Origin of the sequence: Polaribacter pectinis, from assembly GCF_014352875.1 — a bacterium.
GTDB lineage: Bacteria > Bacteroidota > Bacteroidia > Flavobacteriales > Flavobacteriaceae > Polaribacter > Polaribacter pectinis.
In genome coordinates this window covers 549734-567530 of sequence record NZ_CP060695.1, presented here as the reverse complement: position 1 = coordinate 567530, position 17797 = coordinate 549734, and the positions used below count along the sequence as shown (strand labels likewise).

Here is a 17797-nt window from a genome sequence, read left to right as displayed (position 1 = left end):
TAAATTACGAATTCTATTCTACTTATAGTTGGATACAAAATTAGCAATTTTTGATTGAAGTTCATGAGTTGCTTTTACTAAAGGTAAACGAACTTCATTTTTACAAATATTTAATTCTTGTAAAACAGTTTTTATTCCTGCTGGGTTATTTTCTTCAAAAATATAATCGATAATATCCATCATTTTAAAATGAATATTATATCCTTCTTTATTGTTTCCTTCTAAACCATGGTTTATCATTGTAGAAAATTCTTTAGGATATGCTTGCCCAATAACCGAAATTACTCCAGAACCACCTGCTAAAGTTACACCTAAAGCCAAATCATCATCACCAGAAATAACTAAAAAACCTGCTGGTTTATTTTTAATTAAGCCTAAATATTGTTGAGTATTATTTCCTGCTTCTTTGACTCCTACTATATTTTTAAAATCTTTAGCTAAACGAATTGTTGTTGCAACATCCATATTTTTAGCAGTTCTTCCAGGAACATTGTATAGAATAATTGGTTTTTCTGTAGCTTCTGCTATTGCTTTAAAATGCTGATAGAATCCTTCTTGTGTAGGTTTACTATAATAAGGTGCTACTGAAAGAATACCATCTATATTAGATAAGTCTCTAGTTTTAAGCTCTTCTACAACTGTTAAGGTATTATTACCGCCAACTCCTAAAACTAAAGGTAATCTGTTATTATTTGTTTTTACAATAACCTCTATAATCTTTTGTTTTTCTTCTGCAGTAATAGTTGCGCTTTCGGCAGTTGTACCATTAATTACTAAATAGTTAGTTCCGTTTTCGATGTTGAAATTCACTAATTTTATTAATGCATCAAAATCTACACTTAAATCTTCTTTAAAAGGTGTAATTAACGCAACTCCAGTTCCAATAAATTCTTGCATTCTATATTATTTTTATAAAGCTGTAAAATTACAATATTCAATTAGATTAAATACTGAAATAATAGATTCTTAAAAAGAATACACAACTTTATATTTAAAGTTTAAATTTTCAACTTTTTTAAGATAATTAAGTATTTTTTTAATTCTGATAAAAATTGATGAAGATTTGAAACGTCTTCTGAAATTTCCAACTCATATAATTTAGAGTTTACTTTAGAAAAACCAACCTTAAATGTGGCATTAGATTTTAATACTGCCGTTTCTAAATAAAGATTATTTGTATTAAAGTAGCCAATTAATAAATCGAAAGGTTGTTCTAAAAAACTTTGTAAGTTTTCTTGTGTAAACTCCCCTTTCCAATTAATATCGTTCTCTGAAAAATGTTTAAACGAAACCTCATCTAGTTTATTAAATTTTCTGAAGCTTATTATTTTAGTATTCCTAACATTTAAAAGCGTTTCAACTTCTTTTTGAATATCATTTTTTGATGAAATCTCTTCTGAAGTTAAAATTCCTACCGATAAAATTTCTTTTTGAGAAGTTTTTCTATTTTGTACAAATTTTAATAATGAAGCATCAAACTTTTTTTCTAAAATAGACTGTTTTAATTTTGCAAACATTGGCAACTTTTAAAGTTTTAACGTCGTAAAAATAAGTATTATTTATCTGATATTTCTAACAGAATAAATTGATTTAATTGTTTACCATAAATCTGAAAATTATCATCTGAAATTAACAGAATTGTTTTATTTCCGTTTTCTAATTCTGGCCCAAAAGTTATTCCTTCTATATTATCAATTATTCTTTCTGTTAAATGCTTTTTTACATCTTCAAAATTTAACAACAATCTTTTTTTAAGAGGTGTAAATTTTGTGTTTTTTAAAGAGTCTATTTCTAAAACATTAGTAGTTTCTTTATCTATTGAAGCTTCAAAAACTCTAACAATATTTCCGTAAGATCCATAGCCACTTTGGTAAGTTCTTTCAATTATAAAAAAGTTATTTTCTTTATATTCTAAAATAGCTGTTAAGCCATTTAAGTTGATGTTTGCTTTTGCTGGTTTTGTAATATGTTCTAATTGATATGCAAACTGTTTTGTAGCTTTTTGAGAGTTTTTGTCAAAATAAGTGATTCTTATTGGTGATGACGTTTTTGTGAAAGTTGGTTCTTCACCATCAGTTTTTAATGGACCTTCCATGGCAACCCAAAAACCTTTTTTATCGATACTTTTAGAAGAACCTTCAAAAACAGCATTGTGTTTTATAGCTTTTAGGTTTGTTAAATTATTTGGAAGCTGAAATTCTTTAACAAAATTACCTTTATCATCCGTTTTAAAAACAGTTGGTAATTTATTCTTTCTGATAGAACCTTCACTTACAAAATAAACTTCTTGTGTTTCTTCATCTATAAAAATGGATTCTAAATCTAGTGCGTTTTCTTTGTAAAAAACTTCTGAAGAATCATTTAAAAAAACAACGTCTTTAAAGTTTATACTTTGAATTTTGTTTTGATGAATATCTATTTTAGCTTTTAAAAACCTTGGACTTCTTGCATCATCTACCACTAAATAATAAAGTCCTTTAGAATAATCTATCCCAGATAGCCCACCTATAATGGTATTTTTAAACTGAATTGAGTCTTGCAAAACATATTCATCTAAAAATTTAAGACTTGTTTGTTTTTTAACAGAACAAGAAAATAATACAATGGTTATTATAAATAAGGTACAAATGTTCTTCATCTATTTTTTTAGCAAAGTTATTTTATTTATTTCGACATTGAGTAAACATCTCAATGTCAGGAAGTTTTTTATTAATTTGATAAAGAAATTTAAAAAAAATTACTTTTTTGTTGTTTTATATTATTTTTCTTTATACTATTGTAATGTAATTATGAATTATGTTAGTGATTTTTAATTATTGTTTTCCCCTAAATAATACATATGAAGTAAATTTATTTTTGAGTCATCCCCCTAATTATTAGTCCCCCCTAATTTAACTGATAATTGATAAAAAAAATAAAAAAAACTATATCTATTTATTTAGAATCAAAAAAAAGCAGTTACATTTTGTAACTGCTTTTTTACTTTTTAGATTCTTTTACAATTACTGCTTTACAAATTAAATATTGAGCAACAATATAAGTTAGCATTATAGAAATACTATATATAACTTTTGGTTCGTGAAATTTATTAATTGCTATTAAACTATCAGAAATTATAAAAATAAAAGCTCCTAGAAAAAGCCACATATTTTCTGTTGTTTTTTCTTGAATATAATTTAGCAAAGTAACAATACCAAAACAAGAAATAGTAACTCCGTAAATAAGAACCGGAATTAACATTTTTCCAAGATTTTCTTCTATAATATATAGTAAACCAAGTAAATATAGCACAAATGGTAACGAAATTAACACTACTTTTTGGATACTAATTTTCTTTAAAAACCCAGCAGAAATTTTTATGAATAAAATGTGAGCCAATAAGAAAGATGCTAAACCAAATAAGAAAAACTCATCTTTAAATAGCAAAAACACATCTCCCCAAAAAGAAAAAAACAGTGCAGAAACATACCAAAAATTTGGCCTTTTTACAGATACTAAATAGACCAAAACCAACGTAACCATTAACAATGGTTTTGTAAAAAATGCTAATATTTCTTTATCTATAAGTCCATAAATATGTAATACAACAACTATTAAAAATAAAATTGAAGTAATTGTAATTCTAGTTTGTCTCTGCATTTTTTTTTATAGTTTTCTCCTATTGTCTTCAGATTGCGTGTCTATTAATTTATTGTAAGGATCTACACCAACTTCAGTAGGTTTTTTATCAACTATAATAGTTATTTTATTATTGATAGCAGTAATTTTATGTTTTTTAAAATAAAGTTCTTTTTCTTCTTTTTTTCCATCAATTTCTTCTTCAGTAAAAATACCAATATCTATATAGTCTGCTAAAGGAACTGACAAAATAGGCTTCTTCATTTTATCTGTTTTGTAAGACAAAGTATCTCCTACTTTTTCACCATAATAACGTTTTCCTTTTTCATCATTTCTATATTTAGAAACTTCAAACTCTATATCTACTTGATATTTACCGTTTTCTAATTCGGTTGTTTTTGCATCGATAATTCTATTTCTATATAAAGTAATGGTTTCAAACATGTCTTTAATTACATACTTTAAAGAATCTGGAGTTACTTCTCTTATATAATCTACCATTTCAATTGAAGTTGTATATGGAGCCTCTTGAAACTTCACTTTTTCTACATATTTCTTTAATGCATTATTTAGAGTTTCTTCACCTATATAATCACTTAAAGCGTAAAACACCAAAGATCCCTTTTGGTAACGAATATAACCTTGTCCGTCATTATACATTAATGCATTTTCTCTTTTACGTTCTAACGTTCTTTGCAACAAATAACCATCTAAAGCTTCTTTAAGAAAAGTTCTCATTTTTTCTTTACCTAATTGATGTTCCAATACTTTTAAAGTAACATATTCAGACAAACTTTCAGACAACATTGTTGCTCCTAAAACATCTGCTCCAATAACTTGATGTGCCCACCATTGATGTGCAACTTCGTGAACTGTAATTGCAAACGGATAATCTACACCATCATCATTTGTATCATCTACATCTGCAATAAAACCAAGTCCTTCAGAAAAAGGAATTGTATTAGGAAAAGATTGTGCAAAGCTTCCTCCTGTTCTTGGAAATTCTATAATTCTTGCTTGTTTATGTTGATAAGGACTAAAGTTTTTAGAGTTGTAATCTAAAGAAGCTTTCATTCCTTTCATCATTCTATCTAAATTAAACTCGTGACCTTTATGATAATAAATTTCTAAACTTATTCCTTTCCAGTTTTCCTTTTTAACTTCATATCTCGCAGAATTAAATGCGTAGAAATTTAAAATTTTACTGTCCATTTTGTAGTTGAAATATCTACGATTTCCTTCTGTCCATTCTTTTTGCAAATAACCAGGAGCAATTGCAATTTGATCTTCAGAAGTTGAAACAGTTGCTTCGAAATCGATCCAATCTGAATCTTTAGAAATATAGGTATCTCCTAAAGCTGATGAATCTGATGGATGAGGACGTAAATCATTTGGTGATAAATTGTATTTTTTACGTGTTTTATTATCCGTTAATTCTCCTTGAGATGAATAACCTAAAGAAGGAAACATTTCAAAATTATTTATAAATGTTCCGTTTTCTCTAACTGGAGAACGTTTTCTATAATTAGTATTTTGCTTGCTTTTTACCGAAAACGAGAGTTGCAAAGTATCTCCAGGCAATATTTTTTTATCGAATTTATAAATATCAAAATTATTAATAGTGTCTTCTAAAACCAATGTATTTGGTCTATTAAATTCAAAAGTACTTTCTAAAGAATTATGATTTAAAAATAAACTATCTATTTCTTCAGCAGTTTTATTTACCATTATATAAGACCCAGAAGCATCAAAAAGTCTTTTCTTTGGAAAAATATTTACATCGGTTTTAACAGCAATAATTCTTGGTTGCGCATAACCTTCGAACTTTTTGTAAGTTTTTTCCCAGTTTACGCGTTGCAATTCTGCCTCTTTAGATGAAGTTCTTTTCGATTTTGTACCTGTTTCTTGATAAATTGAATATCCTAGTGAAATAAAAGCGATAAAAAACACAATAAAACTGATGGCAGCAAAACCTTTAAAACGAGATTTTGCAATCGTTATTCTTTCTACAAATGAACTCGGAATTCCACGAACCCAGAATAAAAAAGAAGCAATTAACAAAATAGTACCAGCTAACAACCAGTATATTTTATATGATAAATAAGGCGCTAAAAAAGAACCATAACCATTAATATCTGAATAACTAAAACCTGGTCCTTCATTATATTTAAAGATAGATTGTTCTATACCTGCTAATGATAAAAATGGCATTCCAATAGAAATTACCAATAATATAAACAATCCTAAATATGGGTTCCCTATTAAGGTTTGAATAAAAATAGACAACAATGCCCAGATTAAAAAACTAATAAAACTTAACAAATAAAGTTCTGTTAAATAATGACCAATTTCAAAATTATAATACCCATTATACATTTGAAATAACATACCAGCAACCATAATTACTGCCAATAAAACCAATTGCATTTTTACCAACGCAATAAATTTAGAGAGTAACAATGTCCAGTTAGGAATTGGAGTTGCATCTACCAAATGATTTACTTTGGCAATTTTTGCTCTATGTACCAACATACCAGCATATAAAAATGTACAAATATTTATAGATGCAGTAAAAACACCACCAATATTTAGCATTTTCCAAGTAACAGGTAATGTTGCTGTTCCAAAAATATTACCTATTTCAGACAAACCAACAATCATTAAAACCAAGCCAACCAATACAATAGATATAAATGCCCAACTTTTAACAATGTATTTAAAATCGATATTAGATAAGGTCCAAGTTGATTTTAAATTCTGAAAAAAGGAATAATTATAATCTACTTTTGGAAGCGTAATTCTTGTAATTCCGCTAAAATTAGTTTTCGTAATTCTTTCTCCTTTTGGTTTTCTAAATGAAAAAGAAATTGCATTCTGACTAAAAGTGAAGAATTTATAAACCAACCCAAAAATTAAGGTAGCAATTACCAACCACAATAAACGATTGTAAATAATCATTTCTTTAATAGGAATCTGTAATTCGTTTTGTTCAGAAGGTGTCCAATATTTAGTATAATAACTTGAAGCTGCTGAACCAAAAGGGTCTAAAATAGCTGCTAAAGTTCTATGTTCTGGTTCAGAAAGTAAACTTTCTAAAACTCCTTGCCCAAACATTAAAATAATAACTGTTATAAAACCTGCTGCTATATTTCTTGTAAATGCAACTACTGCAAAAACAATAGCTCCAAACAATAAAACATTGGGTAAAATAAAGACAAAATACGTTTGTAAGTAGGTAACAGCATTAAAAGGACCTACAATATCTGGGTTTGTTCCTGGAAATCTGAATCCAATTATCATTCCTAATGCAATCGAAAAAACAATTAAAGAAACAATTACAATAGAACTAAAAAACTTAGCAAAAAGATAATTAGCTTTTGTAAATGGGTAGGAATATAAAATGGTATGCATTTCACTTTTATAATCTCTGTAAATAGAAACCCCAACAATAGATGGAAATAAAAAGAATATAAAAATGGAAAGTGCATTAAATAAGCCTGAAACTCCAATTGGTGAGTTTACAATTCTAGAAGAGCCAGTTGTGGCTGTTATAGAATCGAAAAAACCAGCAGTTGAAGCCGATAAGAAAAAAGCTAATAATAAGAAAATTGATACATAAATATAGAATGCTGGTCTATTAAACCAGTATTTTAATTCTTGTTTGAATATTGTTGAAAACATTTATTTAGATGTTTAGATTGTTAGATGAATAGGTTTTTTTTTAGATTAAATTTCTGTTAATTTAAAACTGGTTCATCTTGTTTTAATGCGATAAAATAAACATCGTCTAATTGTGGAGTTGCAGCTACAAAATCATCCGCAGGTTTTTCTGTGGCATGAACTCTAATATTTAACGTATTATCTTGATTGTAATTTGAAGATAAAATATTGAAATTTTTCTCATTCTCTTCTAAATCATCTCTACTAATTATTTTTTTCCAAATAGTACCTTCAATTTCTTTGGTAGCTTCTTGTGGAGTTGTATGATTTAAAATTCTACCTCCATTTAAAATTGCCATTTCATTACACAATTCTTTTACATCTTCTACAATATGAGTTGAAAAAATTACAGTACAATTAGTACCAACTTCACGTAAAACATTTAAAAAACGATGTCTTTCTGCAGGATCTAAACCAGCTGTAGGTTCATCTACAATAATTAACTTTGGATTATTTAAAAGTAATTGTGCAATTCCAAAACGTTGTTTCATACCACCAGAATAACCAGCAACATGTTTTCTTCTAACATCATATAAATTGGTTATTTCTAAAACTTCTTTCACTAGTTTTTGTCTATCAGATTTAGAAGCTATACCTTTTAAAGTTGCAAAATAATCTAACAAATCTTCTGCTGACATTTTTGGATATACACCAAAAGATTGTGGCAAATAACCTAGTATTTTTCTCAAAGACATGTTATCTTCTAAAACATCAATATCACCAAATTTTATAGAACCAGAATCTGGACTTTGCAAAGTTGCAATTGTTCGCATTAAAGAAGATTTTCCTGCACCATTTGGACCTAACAGTCCAAACATTCCTGTACCAATTTCAATACTTAAATTATCTATAGCTTTTACACCATTTTTATAAGTCTTTGTCAAATTTTCTATTACTAACTTCATGTTCTTGGTTTTTAATGATTTTACTTTTGAGATTAGTGTAAAAGTAACAACTTTTGTTACACTTTTTTGTGATTATTTTAATGCAAATCATAAAAATTCGCTTTATTTTTACATTCATCAAGAATATATCAACTTTTATAAATATATAAATAATGGCAAAAAAATCAATTTTAAATAAAGAATCACTTACATTTTTAGAAAAATATCTAAACAATGCAGCTCCAACTGGTTACGAATGGGAAGGTCAAAAAATCTGGATGGAGTATCTAAAACCTTATGTGGACGAGTTTATTACAGATACGTATGGTTCTGCTGTTGGGGTAATAAATCCTGATGCAAAATATAAAGTAGTTATTGAAGGTCATGCAGACGAAATTTCTTGGTATGTAAATTATATTTCTGAAAACGGATTAATTTATGTGATTAGAAATGGTGGTTCAGATCATCAAATTGCCCCAAGTAAAATTGTAAATATTCACACAAAAAACGGAATTGTAAAAGGTGTTTTTGGTTGGCCAGCTATACATACAAGAGATAAATCTAAAGAAGAAGCGCCAAAACCAGACAACATTTTTATTGATACTGGTTGTGCAACAAAAAAAGAAGTAGAAGCTTTGGGAATTCATGTTGGTTGCGTAATTACGTACCCAGATGAATTTCATATTTTAAACGGAGATAAGTTTGTTTGTAGAGCATTAGACAATAGAATGGGTGGTTTTATGATTGCTGAAGTTGCTCGTTTATTAAAAGAAAACAAAAAAGAATTACCTTTTGGATTGTACATAACAAATTCTGTGCAAGAAGAAATTGGTTTACGTGGAGCTGAAATGATTACTCAAACAATAAAACCAAATGTAGCAATTGTAACAGATGTTACTCATGATACAACAACTCCAATGATTGAGGAAAAAAAAGCCGGACTTTTAGAAATTGGTAAAGGGCCAGTTGTTGCTTATGCACCTGCTGTACAACAAAAATTACGTGATTTAATTACAGAAACTGCAGAAGAAAAAAACATTCCTTTCCAACGTTCTGCATTATCTAGAGCAACAGGAACAGATACAGATGCTTTTGCTTATAGCAATGGTGGTGTTGCTTCTGCTTTAATTTCTTTACCTCTACGTTATATGCACACAACTGTAGAAATGGTGCATAGAGATGATGTTGAAAACGTTATTAAAATGATTTATGAAACGTTGTTAAAAATTAAAGACGGAGAAACTTTTTCTTATTTCGAATAAAATATTCAATTATGAATTACGAATTGTTAATTAATAATTCGTAATTTATAATTATTTATCATGGATGAACTTATTGATATTTTAACTCCTGAAGGAAAACAAACAGGAAAAACGGCATTAAAATCGGAAGCTCATAAAAATGGTTGGTTTCACGCAACTGTGCATATTTGGCTTTTTACTTCAGACAAGAAAATACTTCTTCAAAAAAGAGCCTTGACAAAAAAAGTATTTCCGGGTTTGTGGGATATTTCTGTTGCAGGACATGTTGCTGCTCGAGAAGAAATTTTATCATCAGCAAAAAGAGAAGTTTTTGAAGAAATTGGACTTGAATTACAAGAAAAAGAGTTGGTTAAAATTGGCACAAGAATTCATCAAGTTTCACATGCTAACGGAATTCAAGACAATGAACATCATCATGTTTTTATTGCGGAATTAAAAGTTCCTGTAGAGAGTTTAACCATGCAAATTGAGGAAGTTGCTGGTTTACAATTATTCGATTTAAAAGTTTTAAAAGACACAAAAAACCTCGAAAACGTTTTGCTCCCGAGGTTTCACGAATATTATGTTTCTGTTTATGAGAAAATTATTTCACTTTTAAAATAATTTAACAAACTGTAAATAGACACAGTTTTCTAGACACTTATTTTACTGGATTTTCAAAAAACGAATCTGCTAATTTACCTTGGCTAATTAATGGCAATGTAAATTCTGTTGCCGGTTTTGCAGGTTCTGTTGGAATTCCGTTTTCATCTTTTTTATACCAAGTAATTGCTTTTGGTAAAAGTAATCCGTTTACGTTTTCCCAAGAATTGTATTTTATAATATTGAATTTTTCACTTGGCTCTTTAGACTTAAACGTAACTGTATATGCTAACCATTCCATTTGATACGTTTTAGGGTTGTAATACACTATGTAATTATCATCTGGTGAAGTACCAACATTAGATTTGTAAGAAATTTTAAAACCAGGATAATTTGTTCCTTCAAAAACTAAATCGTCTACTTTATCATAAATAATTCCATCATCTGACAAGACAAAAGGCATTGCATAAAAGTAGAAATATAAATTATAGTAAAAAGTTGGGTTTCCTTTATAAGAACCTTTTACCTCTTCATCTAACCAAACTTCTTTACCATCGAAACCTAAAGAATATGTTGGTGAATTCACTACTGTTTTTCTTGAATGTAAATCTGCTGTATGAACTTCTTCTCCTTTATTAAAAGACAAAACCTGTGCTTTTCTCCAAGTATCAATTCCACCGTGTTTTTCAAAAACTTTTCCTAATTCTGTTGGGAAATTTTCTTTTTTAACCTCAACATTTTTTACTTTTTTAGTTTCTTTTTTTGATTCATTTTTACAAGAAACTGTTACTGCAATAATTAGTAATAAAATTATTTTTTTCATTTTTTAGTTTGATTTTATTTTATGATAAAGTCGATTTTTAAATTTGATAATTACAAAAATACAATGAATTTATTATTAAGAAAATTTATTCCTTTTTTAAGGATTGAGTATGCGCGTTAGGGATTGCAGTGGAAATCCTTTTGCCTTTTTCTGGCAAAAGATTGTAGCGTAAAGCCCGTTAAAACGCCCAAAAAACCAAAGTTATAAAATTATATTTTCGCTTGGTAGGTATACAAATCGAAATATCTTCCTTCTAATTTTATCAACTCATCATGCGTTCCTCTTTCTACAATATTACCAGCTTCTACAACCAAAATTTGGTCTGCTTTTTTAATGGTACTTAACCTGTGCGCAATTACAATTGTGGTTCTATCTTTTACCAATTCAGACAAACTTTTCTGAATTAAAGCTTCACTTTCTGTATCTAAACTCGACGTTGCTTCGTCTAAAATAATAATTTTTGGATTTGCCAAAATGGCTCTTGCAATTGCCAAACGTTGTCTTTGTCCGCCAGAAAGTTTTACACCTCTTTCGCCAATTAAAGTATCTAAACCATCATCAAATCTGTCTGTAAATTCGTTTACATAAGCAGCTTTTACAGCATTTTGCAATTCTTTTTCTGTGGCATTTGGTCTTGGAAATAAAATGTTTTCTCTAATAGTTCCTTCGAATAAAAATTCGTCTTGTAAAACAACTCCTAAATATTTTCTAAAACTCGATAATTTAACTTTAGACATATCTTGATTATCGACAGTAATTTTACCCGATTTAGGATTTAAAAATGTTGCGGATAAACCTGCAATTGTAGATTTCCCAGAACCAGAACTCCCAACCAAAGCTGTTACCGAGCCAGAAGGAACTTTAAAATTGATATTATTTATTACCTCTTTTCCCTCTTCATAGGCAAAAGAAACATCATCAAAAATAATTTCTCCTTTTAAATCTTCTAACACAATATTTCTTTCTTCATTATCTTCTTCTGCTGGCATATTCATTAGCTCTTCTGTTCTATCTAAACCTGCCAATGCTTCTGTTAATTGACTACCAATATTACTCATTTGCACAATTGGTGCCACCATAAATGCCAAGAGAAAAGTAAATTGAATAAAATCTCCAAATGTCATTGTGCCTTGCATCATGTAATAACCACCAATTCCCATAACTCCTGTGGTTGCTAAACCGATTAAGAAAGTCGAAGAACTTGTCATAATTGCTGTTGCTGTCATACTTTTCTTTACATTCTGAAAAATATTATCCACTCCTTCTTCAAATACTTTGCTTTCTTGTTCTTCTGCATTAAATGCTTTTATGACACGAATTCCGCCTAAAGTTTCTGTTAAACGACCTTTTACTTCTGCATTAATTTTTCCTCTGGCTCTAAAAATCGGGCGAATATATTTGAAAGATTTTAAAGCTATAAGTCCGAAAATTGATAATGGAACAAAAGTAAAAAGTGTCATCCAAACATTCATTTTTAAGAGTATAACCAAAGTTAAAATTGCCGTAAATGAACCACCAATTAATTGTACCAAACCTGTACCAATAAGGTTTCTAACACCTTCTACATCGCTCATAATCCTGGAAACTAATGCGCCAGATTTTGTGTTATCGAAAAAACTAATTGGTAAAGACAATACCTTTTTTTGTACCTGCGCTCTTAATTCTGATATTAAATATTGTGCTTGAATACTTAATACTTTTGTCAATAAAAAAGAAGTTATTGCTTGAATTGAAATAGCTGCAATAACAACAAATATTACTGTATATAATTGACTATAATCTTTATTAGGTACAACCTCATCTAACAGCACTTTACTTTGTAACGGCAAAACAAAACCAGATAAACTGCGTATAATTATAAGAATTAATCCTACAAAGATTATGTTTTTTCTTGGCCAAATAATGGTTTTAAAAGCTTGTTTTAAGGTTACTTTTGGTTTCTTTTTATGTTCTTTTTTATCTTGTAGATGTTGCATTTATATATTTTATAGATTCATTTAACAGTCAAAAAATATGCCATACAAAAGTGTATGACATATTAGCAAAAAAATAAAAAAAATACTTTTATTTAATGTGTAGCTTCTCCTGCTCCACTTGGTATTCTAATATTTTCTACTATTTCTTGAACGTCTTCTGGAGGATTTGGCGTGCATCTTGAAACTACTATTGCAATTACAAAGTTTGCCAACATTGCAATTGTACCAAAACCTTCTGGAGAAACACCAAACCACCAATCTTCTTTTGTACCTCCACCAAACCAATCGAATTTGAATTTCATCATATAGTAAAGCATTAGTAAAATACCAATTACCATTCCAGAGATAGCTCCTTCTTTATTCATTCTTTTACTAAAAATACCTAAAATTATGGCTGGGAAAAACGAAGCTGCTGCCAGGCCAAAAGCTAAAGCTACTGTTGCTGCTACAAAATCTGGCGGATTAATTCCAAAATAACCAGCTACACAAACAGCAACTACTGCAGCTAATCTTGCAGCAATTAATTCGCCTTTTTCTGTAATATTAGGATTGATCATTTTCTTGATTAAATCGTGAGAAACTGATGCCGAAATAACTAGTAATAAACCTGCAGCAGTTGACAAAGCAGCTGCCAATGCTCCTGCTGCAACTAATGCGATTACCCAATTTGGTAAACCTGCAATTTCTGGATTTGCCAAAACCATAATATCTTTATCAACTACTAATTCATTTTTTGAAGTATCTGCCAAATACTGAACTTTACCATCGTTATTTTTATCATCAAAAGTAATTAAACCCGTTTTTTCCCAATTAGAAAACCATTCTGGCAATTCTGCATATTCTTTATTGCTTACAGTCTCAATTAAATTTGTTCTGGAAAATACTGAAATTGCTGGTGCAGCTGTGTATAAAATAGCAATTAAAAGTAACGCCCAACCAGCAGATTTTCTTGCATCTGCAACTTTTTTAACTGTAAAAAAACGTACAATTACATGTGGTAAACCTGCTGTCCCAAACATTAATGCAGCAGTAATTAAAAACACATCTAATGTAGATTTACTACCAGAAGTATATGCTGCAAAACCCAATTCTCTATGCAAACCGTCTAATTTATCTAATAAATAAACGCCATTTTCATCTGCGCCACCAAAACCTAATTGAGGAATTGGATTTCCAGTCATTTGAATAGAAATAAAAATTGCTGGAACCATAAATGCAAAAATTAACACGCAATATTGTGCAACTTGTGTATATGTAATTCCTTTCATTCCGCCTAAAACAGCATAAAAAAGTACGATTATCATTCCTATAATTACTCCTGTATTTATGTCTACTTCTAAAAAACGTGAAAACACCAAACCTACTCCACGCATTTGACCTGCTACATAAGTGAATGAAACTAAAAGTGCACAAAAAACAGCAACACTTCTTGCAACGTTAGAATAATAACGATCTCCAATAAAATCTGGAACTGTAAATTTGCCAAACTTTCTTAAATATGGTGCTAACAATAAAGCTAATAAAACATAGCCACCAGTCCAACCCATTAAATATACAGAACCATCATAACCATTAAAAGAGATTAAACCTGCCATTGAAATAAATGATGCTGCAGACATCCAATCTGCTGCAGTTGCCAAACCATTTGCTAATGGCGAAACGCCACCACCTGCTACATAAAATTCTTTAGTTGAGCCAGCTCTCGACCAAATTGCAATTCCTATATAAAGTGTAAATGTTATTCCAACTAAAATCCACGTCCAAACTTGAATACTCATAATCTATCTTTTATTTTTCGTTGAAACCAAATTCTTTATCTAACTTATTCATCAACCTTATATATACAAAAATGAGAATTACAAAAACATAAATAGACCCTTGTTGTGCAAACCAAAAGCCGAGTTTAAAACCACCCATTCTTATTGTATTTAGTTCATCTACCAGAATAATTCCAAAAACAAAAGAAACCAAAAACCAAATGCTTAATAATATTGTCAAATACTGCAAATTCTTCTTCCAGTATTTTTTTTTATTTTCTGAAACCATAAGTATGTTGTTAAATATTAATGAATTGCAATATAAATTAATTTGTATACTTTTATATGCCTAATTCTATCTAATTAATGTCATTATTAAACATTGAACTTCTTCAAACTAACTGGATTATTATTTTGCTCTTTTTTACAGTTGCAATTTTTTATGCTTCTGTAGGTTTTGGTGGTGGCTCAAGCTACCTGGCTATTCTTGCTTTAACAGGAATTGTTTTTACACAAATTAGAGCAACTGCTCTATTATGTAATATTGTTGTGGTTTTTGGAAATGTATTTTTATATAATAGGAGAGAAAAATTAAATTTCAAAAAGATTCTTCCGCTCATTTTGTTAAGTATTCCTTTTGCTTATTTGGGTGGCTATTTAAAAATAAGTCAGCAATTCTTCTTTATTTTATTAGGTTTTACTTTGTTATTTGCAGCAATTACAATGTGGGTTTCTAAACGAATTGTTTCTACACATGAAAATAAAATTGACACAAAACCCGTGAAAAATGCAACTTACGGTGGAATTATTGGATTTATTTCTGGTATGGTTGGTATTGGAGGTGGTATTTTTTTAGCGCCGCTTTTACACTTAACTAATTGGGATACACCTAAAAGAATTGCTGCAACTGCAAGTTTTTTTATTCTTGTAAACTCTGTTGCTGGTTTGATAGGGCAATATTCTAATCCAGATTTTTATATTGATTGGAATTTAACTTACATCTTATTAGTTACCGTTTTCTTTGGTGGACAAATTGGTAATAGAATAAGTAATAACTACTTTACTCCTATTCAACTTAAAAAAGCAACTGCCATTTTAATAGCTGTTGTGAGTATTCGAATTTTGATTAAATATTTAGTTTAATATAAAACTTAACCACCTAGAAACATTGAATTCTTGTTTCTTGCTTTATGTTTCTTGTTTCCAAACTTATCAAAAAATAATATTGTGTATCTAATCCATTCCAAATATCTTTGAAGCCATCAATCAAAAAAAATAAAAAATGTTAGAAAATATTTTTACGCTACTAATGTTAGTAATGTTACAAGCTGTTCTAGGTTTTGACAACTTATTATACATTTCTTTAGAATCTAAAAAAGCACCTGAATCTGATCAAAAAAAAGTTAGAAAAAATGGAATTTTAATTGCAATCATTTTAAGGATTGTACTTCTATTCTTGTTAGTTTCTATTATCGATTATTTTCAAGAACCATTTTCTTTTTTAACAGGAAAAATTGAAGATATTGTAAGTTTTGCTTTTAACGGACATAGTATTATTGTTCTTTTAGGTGGAGGATTTATCATTTACACAGCCATTAAAGAAATTTGGCACATGATTTCTACCAAAGGATTGGAAGTATCTGAAATGGCAACAGAAAAAAGATCTAAATCTTCTAAAGCAGTTATTTTTAGTATTGTTTTAATGAATTTAGTTTTTTCTTTTGATTCTATTTTAGCAGCAATTGGTTTAACTAGTGAAATAGAAAACTCTACTACTGCATTTATTATTATGGCAATTGCCATTGTTATCAGTGGATTATTGATGCTTTTTATGGCAGATAAAATTTCTGTTTTCTTATCAAAAAATAGAATGTATGAAGTTTTAGGATTATTTATACTTTTTATTGTGGGTATAATGTTGGTTACTGAAGGTGGACATTTAGCGCATTTAAAATTATTTGGAAACGAAATTGTACCAATGAGTAAAACTACATTTTACTTTGTATTGGCAATTTTAATTATTGTTGATGTTGTACAAGGAAGATATCAAAAGAAATTATTGGCTGAAAAGAAATAAATTAAGTACAAAATTACAAAAGAGCGTTATTTGATAACGCTCTTTTTTTTGCATTAAAATTAAAAAACATTAACAAATGTTTAATTATTTATTCAACAAATTAAACAAAACAAGCTTTATCTTTGTGTTAGAAAATATTGCTTCTAAAAGTGATAATTCAATAGTAATATTGATTTTTTCTAATAAGAAGTTTTTTTTGGTTGATTGATAAGCCACTATAGAAATATGGTGGCTTTTTTATGATAATATTTCTTGAAAACTATCTTGAATTCTTTTCGTTATAATTTGTAGAATTCTTCTATTTATTTCTGAAGAAACTGGTTTATAAAACTCAAATTCTTCCATAGAAAAATGAGCTATAATTAAACCTAAAGTAAAGTTTTTATAATTATTATCCGTCTTAAAAATAGCAGCAACTCTACCTCTTCTCTTTTGTTCTGATAATGCTGGAAAATCTATTTTTCTCTTTAGAAGATAATTTTTAAAAGAGCTAATTAGCAACTGATGTTGCATTTTAATAACGGGTCTTAAAGTTTTATTTTGAAACTCTTCCGTTTCTGAAGTTCCTTTATTTACTAATCCGCTTAAAACTGGTCTTTCTTTATTCATTATCTAACAATTCATTTAATTCTATCTGAAAATCGTATTGCAAATCTTCATGTAATTTATCTATTGCTTTTGTTGCCATTCTAATCTGCGAATCGAAAACATTTTGCAAACGTGTACTCCTTTTTATAGAAGGTCTAAATGTTTTTAACTTTTTACAGAAATACAATAATAATTCTGCTTCAGTTTCTTTCTTTTTAGAATAACGAATGTGTTTTTTTATGGATGATAATATTTTTCGAACACTCTTTCTAATATAATAAAAACTATTGGTGTTTACTTCATCGAACTGAAAATCCATTTCTTCTTTTATCGTTTGAATATACCTTTCTTCGTCATGTGATTCAAACAATAAATAAGTTAGCAATTCTTTATTTTCTTTTTTAAATCTTGCCAAATGTAAACACAACTCTTTTAACTCATTCGCAGATTTATGCGAGAGTTCATCTTTTAATTGTTTAATGGTTACAGCTTTCAAATTTTATTCTATTT

Annotated in this window: 16 protein-coding genes; 4 read left to right on the top strand and 12 right to left on the bottom strand. The window is 28.7% G+C overall.

Going from position 1 to position 17797, the window contains the following annotated elements; genetic code table 11:
• Positions 1-18: 18 nt before the first annotated feature.
• From dapA to H9W90_RS02655, 6 genes are all read right to left on the bottom strand, one after another.
• Complete coding sequence (dapA, locus tag H9W90_RS02680) at positions 19-897, bottom strand: 4-hydroxy-tetrahydrodipicolinate synthase (RefSeq protein WP_187482931.1); 879 nt, start codon at positions 895-897, stop codon at positions 19-21.
• Positions 898-998: 101 nt separating this feature from the next.
• Positions 999-1517: a DUF6913 domain-containing protein gene (locus H9W90_RS02675; protein WP_187482930.1), complete on the bottom strand. Its 519-nt coding sequence runs from the start codon at positions 1515-1517 to the stop codon at positions 999-1001.
• Between the two features lie 38 nt (positions 1518-1555).
• A complete protein-coding gene (locus tag H9W90_RS02670; RefSeq protein WP_187482929.1) occupies positions 1556-2638 on the bottom strand; it encodes an esterase-like activity of phytase family protein in 1083 nt (360 codons plus the stop codon).
• A gap of 341 nt (positions 2639-2979) precedes the next feature.
• A complete protein-coding gene (locus H9W90_RS02665; protein WP_187482928.1) occupies positions 2980-3639 on the bottom strand; it encodes a lysoplasmalogenase in 660 nt (219 codons plus the stop codon).
• A 6-nt stretch (positions 3640-3645) separates the two neighbouring features.
• Positions 3646-7299 carry an ABC transporter permease/M1 family aminopeptidase gene (locus tag H9W90_RS02660; RefSeq protein ID WP_187482927.1) on the bottom strand — a complete coding sequence of 1218 codons (3654 nt, stop codon included), beginning with the start codon at positions 7297-7299 and terminating at the stop codon, positions 3646-3648.
• A gap of 56 nt (positions 7300-7355) precedes the next feature.
• Positions 7356-8243, bottom strand: coding sequence for an ATP-binding cassette domain-containing protein (locus tag H9W90_RS02655; RefSeq protein WP_187482926.1), 888 nt, complete (start codon positions 8241-8243; stop codon positions 7356-7358).
• A 152-nt stretch (positions 8244-8395) separates the two neighbouring features.
• On the opposite strand from H9W90_RS02655, the gene H9W90_RS02650 reads away from it, so the two are divergent.
• Together H9W90_RS02650 and H9W90_RS02645 are read left to right on the top strand one after the other, a co-directional pair.
• Positions 8396-9484, top strand: a complete 1089-nt coding sequence (locus H9W90_RS02650; RefSeq protein WP_187482925.1) for a M42 family metallopeptidase — start codon at positions 8396-8398, stop codon at positions 9482-9484.
• Positions 9485-9544: 60 nt separating this feature from the next.
• On the top strand, positions 9545-10087 hold the full coding sequence (locus H9W90_RS02645) for an NUDIX hydrolase (RefSeq protein WP_187482924.1): 543 nt from the start codon (positions 9545-9547) through the stop codon (positions 10085-10087).
• A gap of 37 nt (positions 10088-10124) precedes the next feature.
• On the opposite strand, the gene H9W90_RS02640 is transcribed toward H9W90_RS02645, so the two are convergent.
• The 4 genes from H9W90_RS02640 to H9W90_RS02625 all read right to left on the bottom strand — a co-directional run bounded on the left by H9W90_RS02640 (position 10125) and on the right by H9W90_RS02625 (position 14911).
• Positions 10125-10889: a DUF6503 family protein gene (locus H9W90_RS02640; protein WP_187482923.1), complete on the bottom strand. Its 765-nt coding sequence runs from the start codon at positions 10887-10889 to the stop codon at positions 10125-10127.
• A gap of 209 nt (positions 10890-11098) precedes the next feature.
• Positions 11099-12865 carry an ABC transporter ATP-binding protein gene (locus H9W90_RS02635; protein WP_187482922.1) on the bottom strand — a complete coding sequence of 589 codons (1767 nt, stop codon included), beginning with the start codon at positions 12863-12865 and terminating at the stop codon, positions 11099-11101.
• A 92-nt stretch (positions 12866-12957) separates the two neighbouring features.
• Complete coding sequence (locus H9W90_RS02630) at positions 12958-14643, bottom strand: sodium:solute symporter family protein (RefSeq protein WP_187482921.1); 1686 nt, start codon at positions 14641-14643, stop codon at positions 12958-12960.
• A 10-nt stretch (positions 14644-14653) separates the two neighbouring features.
• Positions 14654-14911, bottom strand: coding sequence for a DUF4212 domain-containing protein (locus H9W90_RS02625; protein ID WP_187482920.1), 258 nt, complete (start codon positions 14909-14911; stop codon positions 14654-14656).
• A gap of 77 nt (positions 14912-14988) precedes the next feature.
• Between H9W90_RS02625 and H9W90_RS02620 the strand changes: the two genes are divergently transcribed.
• Together H9W90_RS02620 and H9W90_RS02615 are read left to right on the top strand one after the other, a co-directional pair.
• A complete protein-coding gene (locus H9W90_RS02620; protein WP_187482919.1) occupies positions 14989-15765 on the top strand; it encodes a sulfite exporter TauE/SafE family protein in 777 nt (258 codons plus the stop codon).
• 139 nt (positions 15766-15904) lie between these two features.
• Positions 15905-16699 (top strand): TerC family protein, encoded by a 795-nt coding sequence (locus tag H9W90_RS02615; RefSeq protein ID WP_187482918.1) that lies wholly within the window; start codon positions 15905-15907, stop codon positions 16697-16699.
• 237 nt (positions 16700-16936) lie between these two features.
• Here H9W90_RS02615 and H9W90_RS02610 read toward each other — a convergent pair whose 3' ends face one another.
• Both H9W90_RS02610 and H9W90_RS02605 read right to left on the bottom strand, forming a co-directional pair.
• Positions 16937-17308: a glyoxalase gene (locus tag H9W90_RS02610; RefSeq protein WP_187482917.1), complete on the bottom strand. Its 372-nt coding sequence runs from the start codon at positions 17306-17308 to the stop codon at positions 16937-16939.
• Positions 17301-17783, bottom strand: a complete 483-nt coding sequence (locus H9W90_RS02605; RefSeq protein ID WP_187482916.1) for a hypothetical protein — start codon at positions 17781-17783, stop codon at positions 17301-17303. Before H9W90_RS02605 ends, H9W90_RS02610 begins: the two co-directional genes overlap by 8 nt.
• Between the last annotated feature and the right edge of the window lie 14 nt (positions 17784-17797).